Here is a 25,012-nt window from a genome sequence, read left to right as displayed (position 1 = left end):
TAATAATATATAAGTATATACAACTTTTTCTACAATCAAAAGAATTTTTCGCGCAAACCAAGATAAATTTCTAGAATTCGTACTTATCAAAGATGATCTTATTAGCTGCTGATATGCTATCTCCTATGTTGAACTTGTATCCAAGCTCACGTAGTGTGAATTCCAATGCTTGAAGCATCACAACAACATCACCCTTATCAACATATCCAAGATGTCCAAGCCTGAATATCTGTCCCTTCATACTACCCTGACCTCCCGCAATTTCAGCACCATATTTGTTTCTCATAAGCTTTGGAATTTTAGTTCCATCTATCCCTTGTGGAACTTCAACCGCCGTAACTGAATTAGAAAATAGCCTATACTTACAGAAAAGATTTAACCCTATCGCTTTCACACCTTCCCTAACTGCTTCTGCAATCACTCTATGCCTTTTTATAACGTTTTCTAGACCCTCCTTCTTCATAAGTTCTATAGCCTTGTTGAGAGCCATGATCAAAGTTATACCAGGTGTCCAAGCAGTTGTTTTATCCACCAAAGCCTTTTCCTCTTCCTTTAGGTTGAAATAAAATTTTGGTAGATTAGATTTCTCCATATATTTCCTTGCTTTCTCAGATAGCGCAATAAAGGATAATCCTGGAGGTATCATAAATGACTTTTGAGACCCCCCTATTAGAACATCAATACTCCACTCATCCATCTTAACTTCATCGCATCCTACCGATGTTATACCATCAACTATCAGTAAAGCATCTGTCTTCTTAACTATATTTGCTATCTCCTTTAGGTCAGATGATACTCCTGTTGAAGTTTCACAATGCTGAAGCAAAACTGCTTTTGTATCAGGATTTTCCTTCAGTGCTTTTTCAACCTCATCTGGTTCAACACAATATCCGTAGTCCTTCTTTAATGTTATGACATTAAGTCTATAGGACTTTGCTATTTTCTCCCATCTTTCACCAAACTTTCCAAAACTCAAAACTATCACCTTATCCCCTTCTGATAGTGTGTTTTCAACTGCTGCATTCATCGCACCAGTTCCCGAAGATGACAGAATATGGACATGCTGTTTTGTCTGAAACACATACTTTAGCCCTTCCCATGCATTCACAAGCACATCACTGAATTGAGATGTTCTATGATGGAAGATTGGTTTAGACATCTCTGTAAGAACTTCAGGTGGTATCTCAACAGGTCCTGGTGCGTAAAGATGATATTTTACCAACATTCCCATAACTACCTCCAAACCTTCAAAACAGATTTTGTATGTAATGTACAAATTCTTTCAAAGATAGATTTTCTTGTTTTACTCTACTTGCCAAAGCATTATACTCTTGTTTAGGATTTGAATGAATGGTTATGTTAAGCAGAATAATGTCAATCATTCAAAAGATCTCAAAATATAACTATGCCGAAATATCAAAAAATTTTCTTAACATTACCTGGGAATACATAAAAAGTGGATTTGAGTTTCGTAGAATACAAAAATACATCATAAAACAGTTCCTATTCGCATTCCTAGTTTCTTCCGTATCACTCACACTCCTTGCCGTTGTTTTCAACTTAGTGATGGATATGAATTGGTTTCTAGCAAATCCAGATGTTTTGAGAAACAAATTTGAATACATACTCCTAGTTTATGTCCTTAGAGGACCTCATCTCTATTCCTACCTAGCACCACTCTGCATGTTGATAAGCATATCTTATGTCGTTTCAAGAATGTCTAGAAACTTTGAACTAGTAGCAATCGTAAATGCTGGTGTAAGTCTTAAAAGACTTTTTGCCCCTTTCATAACCATAACGATACTAATCTCAATTCTATACTTTCTGTTCTTAGATCAGGTTATGACTGCGGCTGGTAAGGAATCAAGGAAGATAGAAAGAGTTAAGGTATGGGGAGATTTGAGTTTTCTTGACAGTGAGTATATAGAGAACATAAAGGAACCCTTAAAGAGTCAAAACAAACTCGTCACTTATGTAGAGATTGGTTTCGTTTCTAGAAGTGGTGAGATGAGAGATGTAAGAATAAATAAGTTCTACGAATACACCGGAGGTATTGATTTTGAGTCAAAGAGATTTGAGGGAGGATTGGTTCAATACACTATAACTGCTAGATATGGTAAGTGGGATGAAAAAATTAAAAACTGGATACTCTACGATGCTGAAATAACAGAATTTGACAAAAAAACCGAACTAGTATCAAGAAAGAAGTTAAACACATATACTCCTGATTTCAAATTGGACGAACCCAGTTTCTTCTTTCCGATGAAGTATGACTTTATGTTTTTGACTATGTCAGAAATGACTCAAGAACTCAACAAGTCCCTTGCTACAAAATTTGTATTTGGAAGTAGTGGATACTATCAAAGGCTTATGCAGATGCTATCAAGACCTAGTCTATCTTTCTCTCTACTAATATCCGTTTTAATTTCTCTGGGTTTCGTAACAGTCATCTCAAGGAACCTAACATTCGTTAATATGGTCTTCCAGTCTGTTATAAGGTACGTTCTATACTTTATAACATTCCTTGGGGGTGTATGGCTAGGTGAAAACAGGATCTTACCACCAATCGTTGCGGTATGGATACCTAACCTAATATTTGTATCTTATGCAATCTACCTTAACTACAAGGTAAAAACTTGAAAAGAATATTCTTTTTGATTATATACTTTATATACATTTTAAGTCGGAGGATTTGAATGAAAGAGAAGAACTACATAATACCGATGATAGTTGAAACCACAGGCAGAGGTGAAAGAGCATACGATATATACTCTAGACTCCTGAAGGATAGGATAGTGATACTAGGGTCTGAAATCACAGAAGATATAGCAAACTTGATAATAGCGGAGCTTCTGTTTCTTGAAGCAGAAGACCCAGATAAGGAAATCCACTTTTACATAAATAGTCCTGGTGGATTAGTTACTGCTGGTCTTGCTATATACGACACTATGCAATACATAAAACCGGATGTAGTTACAATCTGTCTCGGACAGGCTGCGTCAATGGCTGCGATACTACTATCTGCTGGAACGAAAGGTAAGAGATTCGCCTTACCCCATTCAAGAATCATGATACACCAACCACTAGGAGGAGCACAAGGACAGGCAACAGATATAGAAATACAAGCAAAAGAGATACTAAGAATGAGAGACTTATTGAACAAAATCCTCGCAGAGCATACAGGACAACCACTACAGAGAGTGCAAAAAGATACCGACAGAGATTTCTATATGTCTCCTCAAGAAGCTAAAGAGTATGGAATAATTGATGAAATACTTGTAAAGAGATACTAGGAGTGTGTATATGAAAATAGATATAGACTTAAGTCTAACCAGCAGAATATTCAACCTAGGTAATGTTCAACTCGTCAGTGTTGAGTATGGTGGAATAAAGAATGTTTCCACAGTCGCATGGATAACACCTGTTGAGAAGGACCCTCCGTTAGTTATGCTTTCCCTTGATAAAAGTTCATTTACTTTTGAACTCATAGACAAATCTGGAGAGTTCGCTTTGAATACTCCAACCGCTGAAATACTTGATATTGTCAAAAAGGTCGGGAGTATTTCAGGAAGATACTTAGATAAATTTGAAGAGTTTAAAATACCATACTCAAAAGGTAAGTACATCAATTCACCTATTCTTGATAATTGTATAGCAAATGTTGAGTTTGTTGTGAAATCAATAGTTCCGATGCAAAAACATGCTATGATAATGGGAGAAGCACGACGAGCAACAGTTGAAGATACTCTTTTTTCAGACCACTGGCTACTAGAAGAAAAGGATATAGTCCTGATACATCACGCAGGCGCTAACTACTTCTGCACAACAAGATTTTTAGTTGAGATAAAAAAGTAAATTTTAACTACTCTCTTGACTTTAAAATCATACACTAGTAGTTCAATTAGATTCCAAAACTATCACCATACTTGAGATTTTTATTTCACTCATATGGTCTCTACCTAGACTGAAAAGTATTCCTCTTAACAACCATCTAAAGTTTCTGCTGTGAGGTGAAGTTTTTAAACTGATGGATAATATCCAGAACAAAAGATAGTAAGTAAAAAGTAAGTCTATCCATTAACCTAGATGAAAATTTGAACTTGCATCCTAGTTCACTCAGAGCACAAAAAATCATAAACATCAAATAAAATAGTTCAAATATTATTTCTAGATGGTACCTCTGTAGTCCTCAATCATCCTAACCTTTACTTTTATCTTTGAGACAATCTGTTCAACATTCTCCTTTAGTTCATCAATTGACGAAGGAGGTAATAGGTGGTTACTATACCTACTCTCATTCACGATATCAGAAATAAACTCAAGGTTTTTTAGAAACTCCGGAAGATAATTCTTTAGAGCACTACAATACTCCTCAACACCCATGTTCCTCCTGTATGGCAGGATATAGGAAGTGTATGATAACATATTAATAAATATCTTGACTATTGTCTCAATCTCTTGCATCTTCTCTTCCGAGACTTCCTCTTTATACACTTGCATTGATTTTATCAATTCTTCTTCTAGTCCTTCGGGGATAATGGGCCTTCTACGCCTCGTGAAAAGCCTCACAAGAAGGTTATAAATTCCCGTTATTACACGCTGAACGAAGTATGCAAAAATCTCATAAACCTTCACAAAGAAACCCAGTATAGGAACGTCTTTAACCTTAAAGACATTTTTAAGAAGGAAGCCGATCACTATCATAACTCCAAGAAGTAGGAGAAAGTATTGTAAAACCAGAGGTATTATCCACCAACCAATCCTTTGTTGCGGTGTTGGTTGAACCGGTTTTGGGGTGTATTCGTTCGTAACAGTCTCTGTCATCAGACGCTCCCTTATTCTCCTTATCTCCTCTTCTTCAACCTTCCTCTGCGCTTCTGTTATCTCTGAAACTCTTGACTTTATAAACGAATTTATTTGTTTTGAAACCTCTCTTGCTATAAAAAATGTTAGTGTTGTTGCAAGTATTGATACTATCATTATTACAGCAACATACCTTATTGAAAATCTCGTTATAATAGGCATAAAATTAACTGAACTGATGTTTATCTTCTTCAGAAACATATCTTCAAGTAGATACATCTTTGAGGTATTTACAAGTAGTGTTAGGAAGGAAGCAATGAATAAAAACATATATACAAGTGTTAGAATATTCGTCGCTGAAAGAAGAATAAGGATTGACATGATTGTAAGCATAACTATGAAAGTTGCAAGCACACCTCTGAAAGTAGTTCTAAGGCTATGTTTTTCAAAGAACTTCTCATCAAAAATCTCATCAATCTTTACATTCTCCGATAGTGAGTTTGCGGTCGTTGTCAGAACTTCGTAAGGGAAGTTCAAAAGCCTTACAACATGTCCATTCGTTAGTCTTATCATTATCCAGAAAACTACTGATATACCAAAGTTTATATCAAAAAAGTATGCTATGTTCCTCTCAAAACTAAAACCCTTTAGGAACATAAAGTTGAAAAGTATGAGTAGTAAGATCTCAAACAGTGTCTCAAATACACTCCTTATGAATTTACCACCAGCAAACATAGAGGAGTTAGTGTATATTGAAAAGGGCAATATAAACACGAAATAAACAGGATACCAGTAGAAAAAAGGAGACTCGTATTTACTTAAAATCCTAACCGTTTCCACCATCGCTCCGAAGAATGAAAACGATATTACGAAAGGTAATAAAGCATATATTATAACTTTCTCCTCAAATATGATATCAAGAGCACTCTTCTGTCTTTTTACTTCCTTAAATTCCATTTTAGGAACCTTCCAGTCGGAAACAATATAAATTTGCTTCTAAATTACAATCAAGAAACTATCATACTTAAAACTACAAACATAGTTTGGATACAACCCTTCGTCAAGACACACACTGTCCTTTTCAGTTATTCTGACACGAATACCTATTAGAGATCAAGTTGAAACATAGCTTTAAATAGTTTTACACTAGACTTTTGAATGGAAGAAGTCATAGACAAAGAACTACTGGATAAATATATACAACTGATACACGACTGGAGTGGGATATATTTTACCAACAGTAATGTATCTGTCTTGAAGAGAAAAATACTTTCTCAGTCAAAACAAGAGGGATTATCACCACATGCTTATTATGAGGTTATACTAAGGGATGAGGATAAACTAACTTCATTTATTGATAGCATAACGACAAATTTTACTAAATTTTTTAGACACTATGAACAGTTTGAGTTTATAAAGAATAAAGTAATACCTGAACTATCAATAAAGAGAGAGCAACAAGGGCTATCAAAGATAAAGATATGGAGTGCTGGCTGTGCAACAGGTGAGGAACCGTACTCACTGCTTATATCTGCTCTGGAGTCATTTGAAGAGAACAATATAAGAATGCGAGTTGAGGTCATAGCATCAGATATAAGCCTGAAGTGTCTTGAGATAGCACAAAAAGGTATATACTCTGAGGAGAAACTTCACGATGTTCCAAAAATAATCATTGATAAATACTTTACAAGATTAGATCAAGGCAAATTTGCAATAAAAGAGGAATTCAAGAAGTATGTTAGATTTGACTATCACAACTTACTTTTTGATAATGGCATAAGAGGAGTAGATGTAGTAATGTGTAGAAATGTGCTTATATATATGGATGAAGAATCTGCCAAGAGGATAGTTGATAACATCTATACATCACTACATAGCGATGGTTATTTATTCTTAAGTCCTACTGAAAGCCTATTTGGTCTTTCAGACAAGTTTAAATCATTCAAAGAACTCAATCTTTTTTACTATCACAAGGCCTAAAGCTTATTAAAATTTCAATGCTCAAACTTCTGCTAGAAACTCTTCTACTAGTGGCAAAGTAAAATTATTCATAATATCCTTCGATCAAACTCTACTTCAATTAATTTGATAGGTATTCATATAGTATTTGATAATTAGTTTTAAGGAGGCATATAATGCCCAATATAACAAACCCATTCATATCTGAAAAGATATACCAGAACTACCAGTTCTACTCATACAGAGTTAGAGATTTCTTTATTGGACTTGGGGTGTTTATTGTAGTATTTGTAAACTATCTTCTAACGCTAACACCTTCCGTAGCAGCAGGAGACCACGGAGAGTTAGCAACTACAACCTACTCTTTCGGCGCTCCACATCCCTCCGGATATCCTATCTTTGCGATACTCGGTAAGTTCTTCACATACTTTCCGTTTGGAAACGTCGCTTACAGAATTAATATGATGTCAGCATTTGCAGGCGCAGCAACTTCATTCGTATTCTTCTTATTTGCCCTAAAAATACTTGGAATAACAAGAAAGCCTGACATTATTAGAAATACACAGGGACTTGACTTAAGGATATACATTCCAGCAATCTTATCTGCGTTGATGTTGGGTTTTTCAAACCTTCTCTGGGACCAATCAATAATAGGAGAAGTTTATTCTTTACATAGTTTGCTAAACGGTTTGGTTCTGATAGTCTTCATGTTCTGGTACGAGGATGTCATATTTAACTACTATCACACAAAGGAACCCTACATCGGCAGTAGATATCTAATCCTACTATTTTTCACGATGGGATTAAGCCTTACTGACCACCATCTATCAGCAGGTTATATAATACCTATAAGTGTTATAATAGTTCTGGTTGTATTTTCTGCACTATGGGGTAAGGTATCATTCAAATGGGGTGATTTACTATCAACAAAATACCTTCTAATAATTGGGTTTATGGTATCACTTGTGATAGCAATAGTGTTGTTCTACTACAACGGCTGGAAGGTTATAGGTCCTATTTCACCACAACAGGCTTATATAATTACCTTTGCTCCTTTAGTTCCTATCCTATTCGCAGGACTAGCTGGGTATCTATACCCTGTCAAACAGGAAGACAAATGGGTAAGAGATATTCTTCAAACATCCTTCTGGGGGTTGTTATTATTTATGATACCAATAGTAGTATTTTACGGATACCTATGGATAAGAAGTGTTGCAATATATGATATGCCAGAGGCAGAGATAAGGATACTAACATGGGGTGAGATAAGGACACTTGATGTTCTATGGACACACATAATGAGAAAACAATATGGAGGTATATCAGGCACACCTCTTTACTACAACCTAGTTCAGTTATGGGATCTTGCGAAAATACACTTCCAGCAGTTTTACATAATACTTTATATACTCCTAATACCCGGTATAATAGGACTGCTCAAAAAAGATATGAACTTTTCATTTTCAATATTATTCATATGGCTTACATTCGTTGCACTATTTGCACTTTTTGTTCAAGGTGAGCCTGTTGAGAGATCTAGAGCCTTTTGGAGTGTATTCCTACTACAATCATACTTTATCGTAGCATTGTTTATCGCTCAAGGTATGCAAACAACTATGGATTGGGTTGAAAAACTTGTAACTAAACGAACCTAACTCAACTGTGACTTGGAGGAGGTATGACTAGAATTATACTAATTTTATCAATAACTCTTCTTGTTATTTTGACCTACGGACAAGAACGAAAACAAAGTAACACAGATACTAATAAAAGTCAGGACCCTTCTGATGTGATAATGACATTTGGACCTAGTGACATAGACCTACTTATTGACTTAACATATTCAGACAACTTCAGAGTTGCTCAAAGGGCAGTTTATAGGCTTGGTCAGTTAAAAGCAACTAATGCTTTTGACAGACTAATGTCCATATTTCTGTTCTCAGGGCAATCAGTTAGTAAGGGATTCTACGAGGTTATATTGGCTTCCGTATGGTCGTTAGGCGAAATAGGAGATAAGAGAGCAATTGACCCTTTGATTGATAACTATGATAGATTTACATCAACCCCCTACAAGGTTGAAGTCATAAGGGCTTTAGGAAAGATTGGTAAAGATTCTGAAAAAGCATTTGTATTTTTGGATAGAGTTATAAGATCTACTGAAAACAATATGATAGGTATTGAATGTGCAAGAGCACTCAAGAACATAGGCAAGACTGAAGCATTCAGAACGCTTACAGAAATTCTAAAATCTGGTAAATTTGAGAGATGGGTCAATATGGAGATAGAAAAAATAATATCCGAGATGGGGGGGATGGCCAAGGAGAGTCAGAAGAAATGATCGTAAGGTTCTGGGGAGTCAGAGGCTCAATACCAGTTCCAGGTCTTCATACAGCAGTATATGGCGGCAATACATCTTGTATTGAAATAAGAAATGAAGAATCCATATTCATTATTGACGCAGGTTCTGGGATAAGACTACTAGGGGACAAAATAATTTCTTCCTATCCAAAGTATGATATAAATCTGTTCCTAACTCATACCCACTGGGATCACATACAGGGGCTACCATTCTTCTCACCTATATTCGACTACAGATACAAAATAATGATACATGGACCTAGTATGCTTGGGAAACTTAAAAACATGATAAGCGGTCAGATGGGCTACATATACTTTCCTGTCAAAATAGATGACCTGTCATCATACCTTGAGTTTAGAGAACTTGAAACAGAAACTTTTAAGATAGGAAACACAAAAATATCTACTATATACCTTTATCATCCTATCGCTTGTCTTGGATATTCTTTTGAATACAACGGCAAAAAGGTAGTAACAATGTTTGATTTTGAAATAGATGTAGGTAGAGAAGCGATAGTTTTAGGAGATTACTTTAAACAGATGTTAAGAATAGTTGGAAAGGAAAACATACCTTCCGAAGACTACATACTTGACTTTGCTAAAAACGCCGACTTACTAGTGCTAGACGCTCAATACACAAAGTCTGAATATCTTTCAAAAAAAGGATGGGGACATTCCTCCATTCCTAGTGCAATCAACTTTGGTATAAAAGCCAAAGCAAAGAAAGTAATTCTATTCCACCTAGACCCCGGAAGAAAAGATGAGGATATGATGCTAATTGAACATTACATTGAAAACTACTTTAAAATGAAAGGTGTTAATTACAAAGTATATGTTGCAAGAGAAGGTATGGAAATTGAAGTATAGCATACTTTTTATCCTAACTTTTCTCATTCTTGTAGGCTGTGAAGGTCAAGTTGAAGAATCAGTAGAAAGCGAGATTATTGAAACTAACCTAGTTCAGAAACGATCAATCCTTGAAGATATTGAGAGGTTTAAAGATGTCAAATTTGGTTTAGGAGAAAAGTTTTTTACTGAAGGTATTGACTTTCTATCAACGATGAACTATGATAGAGCAACGTACTCTTTCAACAAATCTATATTTTATAACCCCCTATCCCCAGAGGCAAAATACTTCCTAGCAAAATCCTACCTTAACTCTGGTAGGATAAGGAATGCTATTCAGATACTTGAAGAGATTAGTTCTGGAGAATTATCAAGTTTTGTATTACCTAAGATATCCTCCATATACTCAAGGTTATCGTATTCTTTCGGTGATGTTGTCCCTAAAAAATACTTTAGTTTGACGAATATTCCTAGCATAATTGGAAACAAGAAGTTGTTCTCACTTCCTAGCAGTATAAGAACCTCAAAAACCTTCGGAGTCTTGATAAACTCATTTGGAGACGATAGGTTCGTATCAATTGATGATCAGTTTAAATTATATTCCTTTAATACAGGAAGAAGAATAATTGACATGATCTATGATGAGGAGCAAGAAACATTCTGGATATTAACATTTTCAGAGGTCTACCAATACAAACCCGGTTGGTTTAACTTAAATCTCTTTGATATAAACATACATAGTAACTTTAAATACAACGGTGTGAATTTTAGAAAGTTTGTCGAGATGGGGGAGTTTCTGTATATACTTGATTCTCTATCAAGAAAAGTAGTTGTTGTTAGAAAAGACAATGGTATTATTAATCTCTCATTTCCTAACGATCCTCTAGTATCACCTACTGATATAGAGGTAGATAATGGTACTATCCTAGTTTCTGATAACACCAAAATTAAATTCTTTGACAAGTATGGCAATTTCAAAAGAGAATTTGATGTTGATAGGGTTATTAGAGGCTTCTGTACCTATGACGATTCTCTGATAATTGCTACCGATGACGGTATTTACATAATAACAACGAATGGGAGAGAGAAAGTTAAAATTTCAGAAAAAACGTTTGACGATGTTGTTTTTGGCTATGACAAGAAAATATACGCTATAAACACAGAACGAGGAGAGTTAGAAGTTTTCGGAAATATCTACTTACACACACATAACCTTGATATAGATGTTAAGGGTATATTTGTTGAAAACTTTCCTACTATTGGGATTGTAGTTGGTGTAAGAGATATGAACCAGAATGTCTTAAATAATCTTAGAAATGAAAACTTTGAAGTGCTTGAGTCTGGTATAAGAATACTACTACCAGAAGTTGAACAAACCTATGGGTTCCTAAAAAGAAAAAGTATATACATAATTATTGAAAAAAGTAAAGCAGTCTATGAGTATCTTGACAACATCAAACCCTTCCTGAGAGAGATATTCAATAAGTTAAGTGCTTACGATCATATAAATCTAAGTATCGTAGGAGATACCATTGTAGAGATGGGTAAAACAAATACTATGGTTCTATATCCCATTGACTTCTTAGAAAAAAACTTTAAAACGTTTGAGGATAGTTACAGAATACTTGACGGTATAGATAGAAGCATAACAGAGATGCTATATTCACTTAGAAACAATGCGGTTCTTGTTATAACTTCGGGTGATCTTGAGACAGACAAGTCTTATAGAGACATCCAAACATTGATTGACTACGCATACTACAACTTCATTCCTGTTTATGTTGTATCAATAAACAGAAACACATACCTAGAGACACTAGCGAATACATCAGGAGGCAAATACTATGATAAGAGTATCCTTCTATCACCAGACATATTCCTAAGAGACTACCAGAAAAACAGAGTTTTCAGATATCTGATAGTCTTCAAAAGTTTGTATGAGACTCTTTACCCCGACCAGAAGATTGTAGATGTTGAGGTTAGAGTCAAGTATAATGGTATATTTGGTAAAGACACAATAAAGTATGTATTCCCCAAAACCAAGAAGCCTGAACCGTAAACAATATGTATCCCCAGATACCAAGTCTGAAATTCGTAAAGATTTTAGTTGAATTGTAGATTAGTTTGTTGTATATATTATTTGTGAGGTGGATTTATGAATAGACTTAAACTTTACCTTTTGTTCCTTTTCTTATCCGGTCTATTAATACATCTCACTAACTGCACCAGTCTTACTGATCTCATACCTAGAAATACTACTACCAATCCTACCAATTTTCAACGTCTATCCCTACTGTTTCAATAGTTTCACCTACAAACAATCAGGTGTTTCTAACTAATTCTCTGGTAGTATCAGGAACATCATCTAGTGATGACGGAGTGAAGGAAATCAGACTTAGACTCGGTAGCAGTGGAGACTTCGGAGTTGTGGACGGAACTACTAATTGGACTACAAACCTAACAGGTTTGTCTGAAGGAACAAACGTAATATATGTATTCGCAGTTAGCATTAGTGGTAAATATAGTTTGACTAATGAAGTCTATTTTATCGTTGATCTTACCCTTCCAAGTCTTGCCATAACTAACATCACAAACTATCATATCATCACTTCCAACTCCATCACAGTCTCAGGAATAGCATCCGACAACAGCGGTATAAAAGAAGTCAGATTCAGACTAGGTAGCACCGGAAACTTCGGCATCGCAAACGGAACCACATCCTGGAACACCAACCTATCAAGCCTACCAGAAGGAACTAACGAACTCCACTTCTTCACCATAAGTAGTAATGATGAATATAGCACTACCAATCAACTGTATCTTATAATTGACCTTACACCACCGAGCCTTTCAATAAATCAACCTACGAACAACCAAATCTTGACCACTAACTTTACGCTAGTTTTAGGTAGTGCTAGTGATAACATTAAGGTCAAAGAAGTTTGGCTTAGATTAGGTAGCAGTGGTAGTTTCGGTAAAGTTTCAGGCACTACATCTTGGAGCACCAACCTAGAAAACTTACAGGAAGGAACAAATGTAATATACGCTTACGCTATTGATGAAGCAGGCTGGACCAATAACGTTATATCAAATGTATTTGTAGTTGCTTTGAATGTTTATGTATCAACTAGTGGTAACGATGCTAATTTAGGAATATCCAAAAATTTACCTGTCAGAACTATCCAAAAAGGACTAGAAATTGCTGGTCAGTATGGAATCAGAAACGTCTTGGTTAGCTCAGGCTCATACACTCCGGGAAATGGTCTCAATTCAACAGACAGTGGAGTAGTAATAACCAACAATAACATAAACCTGGCCGGTGGCTGGAATATAACCTTCACTAGTAGAACAGGATACTCTCTACTTGATGGAATGAATAACCTATATCATATCATTCTATCAACGAATGTGTCAAACATTTTCATAGATGGCTTTATCATAACAAAAGGTTTGGCTAATGGGTCATCTGATATAGAAGTCATTGGGGGCGGGGTATTCTTCAGTAATGTTTCACATTCAGTTATTTCAAATTGTATCATAAGTAATAACAGTGCTAGTTATTACGGCGGTGGTATAGGACTGATGTACTCTCACTCAAATATCATAATATCCAATATCATCACATTCAACACAAACAATGATAAAGGTGGAGGTATATACCTAGAAGGAGCTAACAATAACTTGATTGCTAGTATCTTCATAAGTAATATAAGTCCGGAAGGAGGAGGAATATTCATCAATTCTTCATACGGTAACACAATTTCAAGCTCTATAATTTCAAATAGAGCAACATCATACGGAGGCGGAATTTATTTATTCCTCTCTGACAATAATCTTATACAAAGCAGTTCAATAGCAAATAATACTTCTAGTAGCAATGGTGGAGGAATATACATAGAAAATTCCAGTGGCAACACAGTTAGAAGCACAATAGTATCAAATTCTTCTTCACTATACGGAGGAGGAGTATATTTATACTCCTCTTATAGCAATGTTATAGATAGTCTTGTAGGATACAACATCTCTGGAAGTGGTGGAGGTATATACCTTGACAATTCCACCAATAACTTCATTTCAAATCTAATAATCTCAAACGTCTCTACAGCAGCTAACTCTGGTGGAGGAGGCATAACTCTTAATTCTTCTCATTACAATACTATATCAGCGGAGATAGTGAGTAACTATGTAATAGGTTTGAACAGCAGAGGTGGTGGTGCAAGACTACAAAACTCTCTCTCAAACATAATAAATTCATCTTTCAGATACAACAGTTCAGAAAACAACGCAGGAGGATTATACTTGGTTGGTAGCTCTAGTTTCAACACAGTGCTGGGAGAGTTCATTAGTAATACTTCTTTAAATGGATCTGCTATATACATAGAGGGTGGTGGTAGCAATACAGTTTCATCCCTTGTTTTAAGAAATACAGTGTTAGCTAACTTCGGTGCTATCTACATTATATGGAGTGCATATAATGTTATATCCAACTCACAGATACTTCTTAACACCGCCAGCAATACTTCTGGTATCTACATTATTTCATCTCCGTCTAATATTATCATCTCAAGTGTATTTGCTAATGCTAGTGGAGACACAGGAGGTATATTCGCCAACAATGTTAAGGGACTCTGGATAATAGACAACATATTCACAAACTGTGGTCCAAATAAAGTAATCCGATTGAATAACGTAACTGATGGGCTGGTCATATCAAACTGCTTAATAGGTGGTAGTAGTGCTACTACAACAACAGGAATTTTTGAAGAATCTGATATATCAGCTCACATCCTAGTTGAAAATAAATTCGCAACTAATACATTAAAAGTGTTATATAGAGAAGGTGTACCAGGGACTGATATAAACGACATCAACATTATAAATAACAATCTGGCTATAGACGCCTTAATATCTACTAACAACACGGTTACTAACCTATAGTCTCTAAATGGAAGACTACATAATCAAGATATCTTGTAGGATTTAAAAAACGATATTATTGGATACAAACACTAAGAATGGTCTTACTACTACAATACAATCATAGCAAAGCCTAAAATTTACAATTAGGTGTAGTTCCTCTTCCTCTTACTAGCAAGAGACGTTATGATAAAAAAAGGATATCCTTGACACTTTAGGAATCCTCAAGATCATAAACATACCTGAAGAACCTATGAAATTATTATCAACTCTAGTTCTACTTACACAAAATACACCTATCCGACACATCGTGGTAAAACTTCTAGCAAAAATTCATTCTCTTTGCTTTTACCTATTGTAACCCTATAATACTCATTATCATAACCAAACGATCTGAGATCCCTTATCATTATCCCATACTCTAGTAGTCTCCTATCAAGGTTCTTTGATGCCCTTATGAACAAGAAATTAGCGTAAGACTCTTTAAGAACCCACATCCCTATCTTTTCAAACTCTACCATAACTCTCTCCTTGTCCTTCAGTATTAGACTAAGAACCTTCGAATAATACTCAACATCAGACAACGCTACTATTCCACTCTCCATAGCAACGAGTGAAATATTAAAAGGCATTCTTACCTTCTCGTATAGTCTAGTGATACTCTCATCACATATACCATATCCCAACCTAACACCAGCAAGTCCATAAAGTTTTGAAAATGTCCTCGTTACAATAAAATTAGGATACTTCTTAACAAGACTAATACTATCCCAATACTTATCTTTAGGAACGAACTGGAAATACGCCTCATCCAAGATAAACAGTGTGCTTTCAGGAATATTCTTCAAGATTCTCTCAATACATTCCCTTGTTGTTATGACACCTGTTGGGTTATCCGGTGATGGGAATATTATTATCCTTGTAGTTTTATCTACTGATGAAAGTATATTTTCACAGGATATTGCAAAGTTATCACCTCTTTTTGCCTCAATAACCTTCGCACCGACCATTGTAGCAACTATTTTGTAGTATGTGAATGTCCTTTCAATCGTAACAAGCGAATTTTGAGAGTTCAAGAAAATCAGGAATAAGTTTAGGAATATCTCATCCGAACCATTACCTAGTATGATGTTTGAAGGTGAAACTGAATTAAAATCTGCCAAAACTTCCTTGAGACGATAGTATGAAGAATTAGGATACCTATGAGTCTCTTTTGAGATTTCCTTTATTCTACGGATGACTTTTGGTGAAGGTCCGTAGTTATTCTCGTTTGAAGAGAGCCTTACTTTGAAAGGAACATCCTTTGTCCCGCTTACATACTCAGGAACACTATCAAGATTCTCAAGCAACATTAGGTTCCTCTGTAAATCTTCTCAATCTCCTCTTTTACAGATATACTTCTATCTTGAACTATCTTTATCTTGCCCTCAAAGAGGACACCCTGTTGAATTATTATCTCCGGAGTTGTTATATCCCCATATACTCTACTCGTCGGTAGTAGCATCACTCTAACTTTTGCATCAATATTCCCTATCAGTACCCCTTCAACAACAACATTCATAGCAGATATATTACTTTTAACTTTACCTTTTACTCCTATGGTGACGTGTGATACTTTTAGCATTTCTCCTTCAAATTTTCCATCAATCCTTATGCTGCCATTAACCATAAACCTTCCTTCAAAGAAGGAATTTTCACCTATTATCGTGTTATACACATTCGTTCTCGGATCAGGCATATATTTACCTCCCTTAACCACCAGCTAATCCTATATAGTTTCTAACCTCAGTGACAAATTTATACATATCTTTTATCGCCTCAATCGCCTCTATATTATTTATAACTTTGTTCTGAAAAGTATCAAACTCTATAACGAAACGCGGCTCAAGTAGTATCCCGTCCGATGTAGGTTTCTCAAGTATTGCCTCTAGAAATTCTTGTAGTTCCTCAAAAAACTTATCAACATTAAAAAGCAACTCCCTAAACCTTTTCCTTCTGAGTCTCTGCATCTCGGATATATACATATCATTATCACTTTTGCTTATATTTTCAACTAACTCAACATACTTGGAAAATAACATCTGAATTTTTCTGAATTCAGAAAAGAAATAGTCCAACTTATGTTGATACGAAAACAAAACTTTAAGATATTTCGGAGTAAACAACGGAAGATACTCCTTCTCAAAGAAATCAAAATAACTGTTTATATCAACCAATTCCTTATCGGATATATAAGGTGACGGCGAAACCTTCGGTATCGTCTCTAGAATGTCAAAAGAGTATTCTATTGGTTCTTGCTCGGTTTCTTTATACTTGCTAGCTTCATATCTTTTCATATCTTCTTCTGTAAATGTTCCTTCATCTATCTTTTTCAGATCCTTTGATACCATAATAAGAGATGCTTTTATACTTTCTATTCTCCTGGGATCTTTTGTCAAAGCCAATGCACTCTCTAGCATTTTTTTTATGTTCATTATCCTCCTACGAATTCTTTCTGTATCCATTTATACTGAAATTTTATAAGTATAAACCAGTACTTTACCATTTCCATTAGTTCATCTAGACAAGACTGAAAAGCAAATTTGTATAAACCATTGGTTTTGCTATAAAATGACCTTCAATATGAAGAAGGTTTGTGTAGGAGTTGTTGGCTTTGGGGTTGTAGGTGGTGGCGTTGTTGATATACTACAAAGTAGTAGAGAGTTAATAAGAAAAAGAGCAGGTGTTGATATTGAACTTAAGTATGTAGCGAGCAAAACATTTCGTAGTAGTGGCGTTGAGATACTCTATTCAAAAAAAACTCCCGACTACAACGAGATCATAAATGACAAAGAAGTTAGTATAGTTGTAGAACTCGTCGGTGGAATAGATGTTCCCTACGATATAATAACAAAAGCGATAAAGGCAGGTAAAAATGTTGTCACTGCAAATAAAGCACTTCTCGCTGAAAGAGGGGATGAGATATTCTCACTAGCAAGGCAACATAATGTTGTTGTTGGGTTTGAAGCAAGTGTAGCAGGTGGAATACCAATAATTAGAATTCTCGGAGACAGTTTAGTTGGAGACAGGGTGAGTCAAATACTTGGCATTGTGAATGGAACTACAAACTTTATACTTACAAAGATGTTTGAAGAAAATATGGAATTTGCTACTGCCTTGAAGAAAGCACAGGAACTAGGTTTTGCGGAAGCAGACCCATCGCTTGATATTGACGGTATTGACACAGCACATAAGATTGCCATACTTACAAGACTAGCGTTCAACACAAAAGTTAACTTCAACGCCATACATGTTGAAGGTATCAGAAACATATCACTTGAAGATGTTAAGTATGCTTATGAATTAGGTTTTGTTCTTAAACTACTAGGCATCTCAAAGATAGATGACGATGGAACTATTGAAGTTAGAGTTCACCCTTCATTAATAAGCAAGACAAACCAACTCGCATTCGTGAGAAACGAATACAACGCAATCCTTATTGAGAGTAAAAATCTCGGTGTCTCAATGTATTACGGGAAAGGAGCAGGTAGATATCCAACCGCCGTATCTGTAATCTCTGATATTGTTGAAATTGCTAAACATATTCAAAACCCAATTGTTGCCGAGAAAACAAAAGAATTTGAAAACCGAGAGATAAAGCCGATAGGTGATATATATTCCAGGTATTACTTAAGATTTCTAGTGATAGATAGACCAGGTGTCTTGAGTGCAATATCCAAGATACTAGGAGATAACAATATCAGTATAGCGTCAGTAATACAGAAGGAAGTTAGCCCTCACGAGTTTGTCCCACTCGTTATGGTAACGCACCACTCCCGAGAGAAGGATCTTATAAAAGCACTATCCGAGATAAATAACTTAAAAGTCGTTAAAGGTCAAGGTGTGATGATAAGAATAGTTGATGACAGTAGTCATTAGTCTCTTTGAAAAAGAAACGAAAATTCGGTTATCATTATGATGTGAAACAAATAACATTCATCATACTCACACTCCTTTTTACAAGTGGTTGTTACTATGATGTTGAACCACCCGTAATAAAAGTTGAACCTAAAGTTGGAGACAACAACATCCTACTAACCTCAAAGGAATTCAAATACATCGGAATAGACACAAAAACGAAGAATAAATCTTGGGAGCTTATATCTGAATCCTCTGTAGTGTATAAGAATAACGAAGTTGATTTGACAAATATAGACATAAAGTTTTTCAAGAAAGGAAGAATAGTCTCAAGTCTCAAGGGAGACAGCGGTAAATTATTTTCAAAACAAAATAGAGCAGAAGTTTATGGAAATGTCGTATTGGAAAACTACGAGAACAAAACGAAAATATACTCAACAAGACTCATATGGGATGGTAGAACCAAATTGATATACAACACTAGAAACGACAAGACAACGATAGTCTCATCAGGTGGAACACTAAAAGGAACAGGTTTGAGAACAAATCCCGATGTCTACCCCATTGAACTTGAGAATGTTGAAGCAGTAGTTGATTAATCTATGATTGAGAGTATTCTATTAGCACTTACTACAGCCGTGTTGAGTAGTTTGAGCTCTGGCTTTGAAGCAATGTTTATCGCACTCAACATCTACGACATCTCAAAGATAAACATTCCAGCAAAAAAGTATAGTAAGATTGAGTTTATAATTATAAACAAGCGTATATTTATCTTCCTATTCCTCTTCCTCAATACTCTTTGGAATGTTCTCTTTGCAATAGCGGTCTTCAACATATTCGTAAGCCTCAATGTTCCAGAGATACTATCCGGTGTGATATCCATACTCGTTATAACCCCATTCTTATTCATATTCTCTGAAGTTTTACCAAAAGCAATCTTTAGAAAGTATAAAGATAGGATAATAATCTTGACATATCCAGTGTTCCTACCAATAGCAGGACTAGGCTCTCTGATATTCAGAAAAAAGCCAGATGACCAAACATCTTTTGAACATATCGTAGCGACACTACAGAAGGAGTTTGAAAGTGATGAATACTCTACCATCACTGATATTCTAAAAAACACAGCTGAGATTGAGTATTTAAAACTGAGAGATGTAATGTCAAAGATAGACGAGGTTGGAGTTGTATCACCCTCTACAAAACTCAAAGATGTTTTTGACTATTTTAGAGGTAAAGAGTATGTTATTGTGGCAGAAAACCTGAAAGTTTTAGGTTTTGTCAAAATTCAAGATATCCTAAAACTAAAGGGCGAAAAAATTTCAAAAGCAACGGTTTTAGAAGTTTTAAAGAAACCAAGCATAGTTGTGTATGAGGATTTTCAATTCTCAAGAATTATGCAATATGAAAACATAAATCTTGAAGAACTGATATTCGTAGTCAATGACCTAGGCAACGTTGTAGGAGTAATCTCCAAGAATGAAATTTTGAGCACTATTCTAGATACGGTAGTAAAAGTCAAAAGTAAAGATATAACTAAAAGAACTTTGATAGCAAAAGGAGAGGATAAAGTCGTTGATATACTAGAGATGCTTGGAAAGAATGTCTCAAAGTTCCTTCAGGAATATCCAAAACTAAATGAAAGCAACGTAAACGGGCTAATACTATCTCTAAATGGATTTCTACCGAAAGTTGGTGAAAAGATAAAATTTGATGAGATTACATTTGAGGTTGTTGAGGTATCCGAATTTAGCGTTGAGAAGGTTAGGGTTTCGCTATGAGAAAGTATTCCGATAGCATACTTACTCTCGCAAGTCCTGACGGACTTGTTGAAGTTCTGAAGAATAAAAACATAATTTTAGAGATAGGTAGTGGTAATGGAATATTTCTTGAACATCTTGCCAAAAGTCATCCAGACAAAACCATTCTAGGTATTGAACTTGATGTGAAGAGGGCTAGGAAGTCAAAACGCAGGATTGAGAGAAGCAGGTTTTTAAATGTTTTTGTGGTTTCTGGTGATGCTACGAATATAATACCATTATTCTTCCCAAACCATTGCGTTGAGAAAGCATTTATGAACTTTCCAGAACCTTGGGGTAAAGAATACCAATGGAGGAATAGACTCTACGAACTTGGATTTATGAGTATGATTGATAGAATAACAAAAGTTGGTGGGCTATTTCACCTTGCTACTGATGTTGAATACATATACGATACTATAAATAATATACTTTGCCGTGTTTTAGGCAACTGGTCTTTAGATGAGAAAAAAACTGTAGAGTTTAAAGATAATTTCATTCCTACCTTATACTACGAAAAGTGGAAGAGTGAGGGCAGGAGTTTCTGGTGGAGTGTATGGATGAAAAGATACTAGTTGGGACATCAGGCTGGAGTTATGAGGACTGGGTAGGAGTTTTCTATCCAGAAAACCTTGACAAGAATAAGTTTCTAAATTACTATTCAAGATACTTCAAGACGGTTGAGATAAACTTTACATATTACAGGATGCCGAATAAGTATATCCTGAACGCAATAGCGAGAAATGTTCCTAGTAATTTCGTATTCACTATAAAACTCTTCTCTTCATTTACACACCAGACAACCTTACCAGAAAGTTATGAAGTAGTCCCTGAAAAAGAGAGAGATGACTTTCTCGTAGCGATAGAACCTATGAAGAACAAAGGAATGCTAGAAACACTTCTAGCGCAGTTTCCCCAAAGTTTTCACTTCTCACAGAAAAACCTTGATTATCTACTCAAACTGAAAAGAGCATTCAAGGACTACATTCTAGCAGTAGAATTTAGACACAAGTCATGGTATAACAAACTCATATATGAAGCCTTTGAGAGAGAAAACCTTTGCTTTGTAAGTGTAGATGAACCAGACATTCCTTCACTTCCACCAAGAGACTTTATAATCACAGGCAAAGTCGGATACTTAAGATTACACAGTAGAGACAAAAACAAATGGTATCAAGGTGAAAAACTTCGGTATGACTATCTCTACTCAAAAGAAGAACTACTTGAGTGGATTGAGAAGATAAAGAACAAAAATTTTGAAAAACTCTATGTTTATTTCAACAACTGTCATAACGGTCAAGCAGTAGAAAACGCAAAACAATTTATAGAACTTCTAACACAAATTGAATACTAAAAAATCAATCCTTTTGGATGTATAATTCAAACTTCTATAGCCTCCGAAACACCTAGTATGTGAAACGAGTAAAACTGTAGAAGCCTCGTAATACAACATTATTATAGTCACAACTTGTTTCTTATGCTTTTCACAATGTTCTCAAGGTCTACCTGCTCTTTGAGTTTGAATAAATTATCCTCGCTAGGAAAGTTAAGACTTTTGACATCTCTTACAAACTCATTAACAGCCAACAGAACTTGCTCTGAAAGGTTTAGATAGTTTTTGACATGCTTCGGTTTGAAATCCTGATAGTATCCTAGAAGGTCATTTATCACCAGAACCTGACCATCGCAAAATCTTCCTGCACCTATGCCTATCGTAGGTATTTTAAGGTTTTCTGTGATAACCTTCGCAACTTCCTCTGGCACAAGTTCCAAAACTATCGCAAAGCATCCCTCCCTCTCAAGTAAAAAACAATCTTCAAAGAGTTTCTCTATCTTCTCCTGTGTTTTTGCTTGAAGTTTATAACCACCTGTGATGTTTATACTCTGTGGAGTAAGACCAAGATGTCCCATAACAGGTATATCCGCATCAACAATAGCCTTGATCTTGTCAATTACTCGCCTACCCCCTTCTATCTTCACCATGTTCGCACCTGCTCTAACCAGCCTTCCCGCGTTAAGAACTGCATCTTGAGTTGACGCTTGGTAAGACAGAAACGGCATATCAGAAACTAATAATTTAGAACCTCCCAACCCCCTTGCAACCGCTTCAGTGTGATAAAACATCTGGTCCATATTAACATTAACTGTTGAACTATAGCCATACACAACCATTCCAAGAGAGTCTCCTACCAAAACAACATCAATATCAGAATCTGATAGGGTCTTTGCGGTTGGATAGTCATAACAAGTTATCATTGAGATTTTTTGTCCATTCCTCTTTAACTCAATGAGTGTCTCTGGAGAAACCATACAAATTACTTAACTTCTATCACTTGACCTTTGGATTATTTTTTTCATCAAGTATGAGTATGGTAGGAGTGAAGTTTTCACCTTTTTCTATCAAGCAAAAACTTGCTATTATAACTTTATCACCTTTATGCACTAGTCTAGCGGACGCACCGTTTATTGTAATCCTTCTACTACCCCTAGGTTCTTTGATAACATAAGTCTCAAATCTCTCACCATTGTTAATGTTCCAAACTTGAACTTTCTCAAACTCAACCAAATTACTCTTTTCCATTATTTCTTCATCAATTCCTATACTACCCTCGTAGTCTAGAAATGTTTCAACTACCGTAGCGTTATGTATCTTTGACTTTAAAACTTCTATCAGCATAGACAGAGAATTAAAAATCACTCAAACTTTGCAGCCAAACTCCAGAAAATTGTCACAACACCTAGAAGCAAGAGCGCAGATGCTATCAAAGCAGGAATACCGTGATAGTTAGTTCCAACAAGTGCCACCGCAATAAGCCCAGCAAACAGTATCCCTATACCAGCAAACAGCATCTTCCAGTTTTTATCGTTCATATATTTTTTATCCATCTTGCACAACCTCTTTTGGCAAAGAATTATGTAGTAAATATAGTAAATCTTTCCATCAAACGCAATATTTGCAAGCAAAGTCAAAAATTCTTAGTAGATTGCCTAGGAGTACAAATACAATCACTCACCATGTGATGGATTCCAAGCACCTTCTAGAAATAGCCTAATAAAGGTTTTAAGAAATACATGATTTTGCTGAGTTTTACAAAGAGACAAATATGAATAAAGAAAGTAACTTAAGTTTGTTAAAAATCTTTAAGTAAATTCTAGAATTTGACGAGAGATGCTGGTTATTCGTACTCTCAATACGATAGATGCGTTTGTTTTAGAAAACATTTTGAATCTATTTCCACAGGATTTAGTTATTTTGCTAAATAGAAAAATAACTTTAGGAAAAAGATAAACTCCTTAAGTGAAGTCTTTTTATAAGCGTATATAAAAATACACTAATCTCCTCGGAGATACATATTATCCTGAAGTGAATGGATGGTAAGATTATCGCGCTGAAAATATCTTTTTATTTAAGTTCACATTTTCTTTTTACAGTAGAAGAAGAGTCCGAAACCACCCATAGCCTCGTAAATATGTTTAACAAAAAATGCAATTGGATAAACTAACAAGAATCTAATCATCTTGGCAATATAACTATTAAACCTATTTGATTCGGAATTTTTCTTGAGAATATCCGAATCAAATAATTTTATCTTCGTAATCACGTAAATCAAGTTTGATATTCTATCAGCAAAAATATCATATGGTACTTTAGTTTCTTTTACACTACAGACAAAACCATTATTTTCAAAAAACCAGGAAAGAGACTTATCAGAAAACCAAAAAAAGTGATGGGGTGGGAAATCTAAATTTTTATCAGCCTTTGAATGGTATCTTGTCAAATCTGCAAAAGCCCTATTCCTATTTGGAACAGTACCAGCAAATATACCATCATCCTTAAGTAGAAGACTAACTTTACTTATGAAGCTCTTTATGTCGGTTTGATGTTCTAGAACTTCAAAACAGGTTATCATATCAAATTTCAGATTCCCTCCAAATTTCTCTGAAAACTCATCAAGAGACATAGAATAGACATTTTTCAATCCAAACTTATTCTTAGCAACTTCTACACTCTTCGAATCTATGTCTATACCATACACATCAAATCCTTGTTTTTCAATGTATTTGATGAACGATCCATTGCCACAACCAACATCTAGTAAAGTACCAGATGGATAAGATTTCTTTAGGTTTTTAAGATAATAACTCACAAAATACCTATGATTTGCAGTAAGTTCTATTGTTTCTGCTTGATGCGCACCTTTGTAATCACTGATTGCTTCTTCCTCATAAATGCTTCTGATAAACTCAAGTGGTGTCCAAAATTCCAAATCACAGTTGCTACAATGGTATAATTTGTACTCAACTTTAGATGCGTCAGAAAAATAAGTTCTCAAATAACCTTTTTCATCTATAGTTGATGAACAAGAAGGACATTCTATCATAATAACCTCCAAACAATATTCAGTCAAAGCATTATAAACTTCATTATATCA

General features: G+C 35.3%; 23 protein-coding genes. 14 read left to right on the top strand and 9 right to left on the bottom strand.

Going from position 1 to position 25,012, the window contains the following annotated elements; all coding sequences use genetic code 11:
- Nucleotides 1–70: 70 nt before the first annotated feature.
- Complete coding sequence (locus NZ579_02650; protein ID MCS7298849.1) at nt 71–1,231, bottom strand: alanine--glyoxylate aminotransferase family protein; 1,161 nt, start codon at nt 1,229–1,231, stop codon at nt 71–73.
- A gap of 119 nt (nt 1,232–1,350) precedes the next feature.
- Between NZ579_02650 and NZ579_02645 the strand changes: the two genes are divergently transcribed.
- From NZ579_02645 to NZ579_02635, 3 genes are read left to right on the top strand one after another with little or no spacing between them, the layout of a single operon-like run.
- Nucleotides 1,351–2,640 (top strand): LptF/LptG family permease, encoded by a 1,290-nt coding sequence (locus NZ579_02645; GenBank protein MCS7298848.1) that lies wholly within the window; start codon nt 1,351–1,353, stop codon nt 2,638–2,640.
- Between the two features lie 56 nt (nt 2,641–2,696).
- Nucleotides 2,697–3,293, top strand: a complete 597-nt coding sequence (clpP, locus tag NZ579_02640; protein MCS7298847.1) for an ATP-dependent Clp endopeptidase proteolytic subunit ClpP — start codon at nt 2,697–2,699, stop codon at nt 3,291–3,293.
- A 10-nt stretch (nt 3,294–3,303) separates the two neighbouring features.
- Nucleotides 3,304–3,855 carry a flavin reductase family protein gene (locus NZ579_02635; protein ID MCS7298846.1) on the top strand — a complete coding sequence of 184 codons (552 nt, stop codon included), beginning with the start codon at nt 3,304–3,306 and terminating at the stop codon, nt 3,853–3,855.
- Nucleotides 3,856–4,167: 312 nt separating this feature from the next.
- On the opposite strand, the gene NZ579_02630 is transcribed toward NZ579_02635, so the two are convergent.
- Nucleotides 4,168–5,760: a hypothetical protein gene (locus NZ579_02630; GenBank protein ID MCS7298845.1), complete on the bottom strand. Its 1,593-nt coding sequence runs from the start codon at nt 5,758–5,760 to the stop codon at nt 4,168–4,170.
- Nucleotides 5,761–5,961: 201 nt separating this feature from the next.
- Here NZ579_02630 and NZ579_02625 point away from each other — a divergent pair, with 201 nt between their 5' ends.
- From NZ579_02625 to NZ579_02600, 6 genes are all read left to right on the top strand, one after another.
- Nucleotides 5,962–6,783, top strand: a complete 822-nt coding sequence (locus NZ579_02625) for a protein-glutamate O-methyltransferase CheR (protein MCS7298844.1) — start codon at nt 5,962–5,964, stop codon at nt 6,781–6,783.
- A 155-nt stretch (nt 6,784–6,938) separates the two neighbouring features.
- On the top strand, nt 6,939–8,417 hold the full coding sequence (locus NZ579_02620) for a DUF2723 domain-containing protein (protein ID MCS7298843.1): 1,479 nt from the start codon (nt 6,939–6,941) through the stop codon (nt 8,415–8,417).
- Between the two features lie 23 nt (nt 8,418–8,440).
- Nucleotides 8,441–9,100, top strand: a complete 660-nt coding sequence (locus NZ579_02615) for a hypothetical protein (protein ID MCS7298842.1) — start codon at nt 8,441–8,443, stop codon at nt 9,098–9,100.
- Complete coding sequence (locus tag NZ579_02610; protein ID MCS7298841.1) at nt 9,028–9,987, top strand: MBL fold metallo-hydrolase; 960 nt, start codon at nt 9,028–9,030, stop codon at nt 9,985–9,987. Before NZ579_02615 ends, NZ579_02610 begins: the two co-directional genes overlap by 73 nt.
- Entirely contained in the window at nt 9,953–12,025 is a 2,073-nt protein-coding gene (locus tag NZ579_02605; GenBank protein MCS7298840.1) for a hypothetical protein, read from the top strand. Before NZ579_02610 ends, NZ579_02605 begins: the two co-directional genes overlap by 35 nt.
- 242 nt (nt 12,026–12,267) lie before the next feature.
- Entirely contained in the window at nt 12,268–14,904 is a 2,637-nt protein-coding gene (locus NZ579_02600) for a right-handed parallel beta-helix repeat-containing protein (GenBank protein MCS7298839.1), read from the top strand.
- A gap of 275 nt (nt 14,905–15,179) precedes the next feature.
- Here the strand turns inward: NZ579_02600 and hisC are convergent, their stop codons facing one another.
- The 3 genes from hisC to NZ579_02585 are packed head-to-tail and all read right to left on the bottom strand — an operon-like array spanning nt 15,180 to nt 17,357.
- A complete protein-coding gene (gene hisC / locus NZ579_02595) occupies nt 15,180–16,235 on the bottom strand; it encodes a histidinol-phosphate transaminase (protein ID MCS7298838.1) in 1,056 nt (351 codons plus the stop codon).
- Nucleotides 16,235–16,621 carry a polymer-forming cytoskeletal protein gene (locus tag NZ579_02590; protein MCS7298837.1) on the bottom strand — a complete coding sequence of 129 codons (387 nt, stop codon included), beginning with the start codon at nt 16,619–16,621 and terminating at the stop codon, nt 16,235–16,237. Before NZ579_02590 ends, hisC begins: the two co-directional genes overlap by 1 nt.
- A gap of 13 nt (nt 16,622–16,634) precedes the next feature.
- Nucleotides 16,635–17,357, bottom strand: coding sequence for a hypothetical protein (locus tag NZ579_02585; protein MCS7298836.1), 723 nt, complete (start codon nt 17,355–17,357; stop codon nt 16,635–16,637).
- A gap of 148 nt (nt 17,358–17,505) precedes the next feature.
- On the opposite strand from NZ579_02585, the gene NZ579_02580 reads away from it, so the two are divergent.
- Genes NZ579_02580 through NZ579_02560 form a run of 5 tightly spaced genes read left to right on the top strand, consistent with a single transcriptional unit; the run spans nt 17,506 to nt 21,933 of the window.
- Entirely contained in the window at nt 17,506–18,801 is a 1,296-nt protein-coding gene (locus NZ579_02580) for a homoserine dehydrogenase (GenBank protein ID MCS7298835.1), read from the top strand.
- A 41-nt stretch (nt 18,802–18,842) separates the two neighbouring features.
- Nucleotides 18,843–19,379: an LPS export ABC transporter periplasmic protein LptC gene (gene lptC / locus NZ579_02575; GenBank protein MCS7298834.1), complete on the top strand. Its 537-nt coding sequence runs from the start codon at nt 18,843–18,845 to the stop codon at nt 19,377–19,379.
- 3 nt (nt 19,380–19,382) lie between these two features.
- Nucleotides 19,383–20,561, top strand: coding sequence for a CNNM domain-containing protein (locus NZ579_02570; protein ID MCS7298833.1), 1,179 nt, complete (start codon nt 19,383–19,385; stop codon nt 20,559–20,561).
- Nucleotides 20,558–21,154 (top strand): methyltransferase domain-containing protein, encoded by a 597-nt coding sequence (locus tag NZ579_02565; GenBank protein MCS7298832.1) that lies wholly within the window; start codon nt 20,558–20,560, stop codon nt 21,152–21,154. The genes NZ579_02570 and NZ579_02565 overlap by 4 nt, the downstream gene beginning before the upstream one ends.
- Nucleotides 21,136–21,933, top strand: coding sequence for a DUF72 domain-containing protein (locus tag NZ579_02560; protein ID MCS7298831.1), 798 nt, complete (start codon nt 21,136–21,138; stop codon nt 21,931–21,933). Before NZ579_02565 ends, NZ579_02560 begins: the two co-directional genes overlap by 19 nt.
- A 107-nt stretch (nt 21,934–22,040) precedes the next feature.
- On the opposite strand, the gene panB is transcribed toward NZ579_02560, so the two are convergent.
- From panB to NZ579_02540, 4 genes are all read right to left on the bottom strand, one after another.
- Nucleotides 22,041–22,889 (bottom strand): 3-methyl-2-oxobutanoate hydroxymethyltransferase, encoded by an 849-nt coding sequence (panB, locus tag NZ579_02555; protein ID MCS7298830.1) that lies wholly within the window; start codon nt 22,887–22,889, stop codon nt 22,041–22,043.
- Between the two features lie 19 nt (nt 22,890–22,908).
- A complete protein-coding gene (locus NZ579_02550; GenBank protein ID MCS7298829.1) occupies nt 22,909–23,256 on the bottom strand; it encodes an aspartate 1-decarboxylase in 348 nt (115 codons plus the stop codon).
- 17 nt (nt 23,257–23,273) lie between these two features.
- Nucleotides 23,274–23,465 (bottom strand): hypothetical protein, encoded by a 192-nt coding sequence (locus tag NZ579_02545; GenBank protein MCS7298828.1) that lies wholly within the window; start codon nt 23,463–23,465, stop codon nt 23,274–23,276.
- A 527-nt stretch (nt 23,466–23,992) separates the two neighbouring features.
- Nucleotides 23,993–24,961 (bottom strand): class I SAM-dependent methyltransferase, encoded by a 969-nt coding sequence (locus NZ579_02540; protein MCS7298827.1) that lies wholly within the window; start codon nt 24,959–24,961, stop codon nt 23,993–23,995.
- Nucleotides 24,962–25,012 lie beyond the last annotated feature (51 nt).

The organism is Spirochaetota bacterium (assembly GCA_025061835.1).
In the GTDB taxonomy this organism is placed as follows: Bacteria; Spirochaetota; Brevinematia; order DTOW01; family DTOW01; genus SKYB106.
Note: the sequence above shows the minus strand (reverse complement) of the source record. Positions and strands in the feature narration are given on the sequence as shown.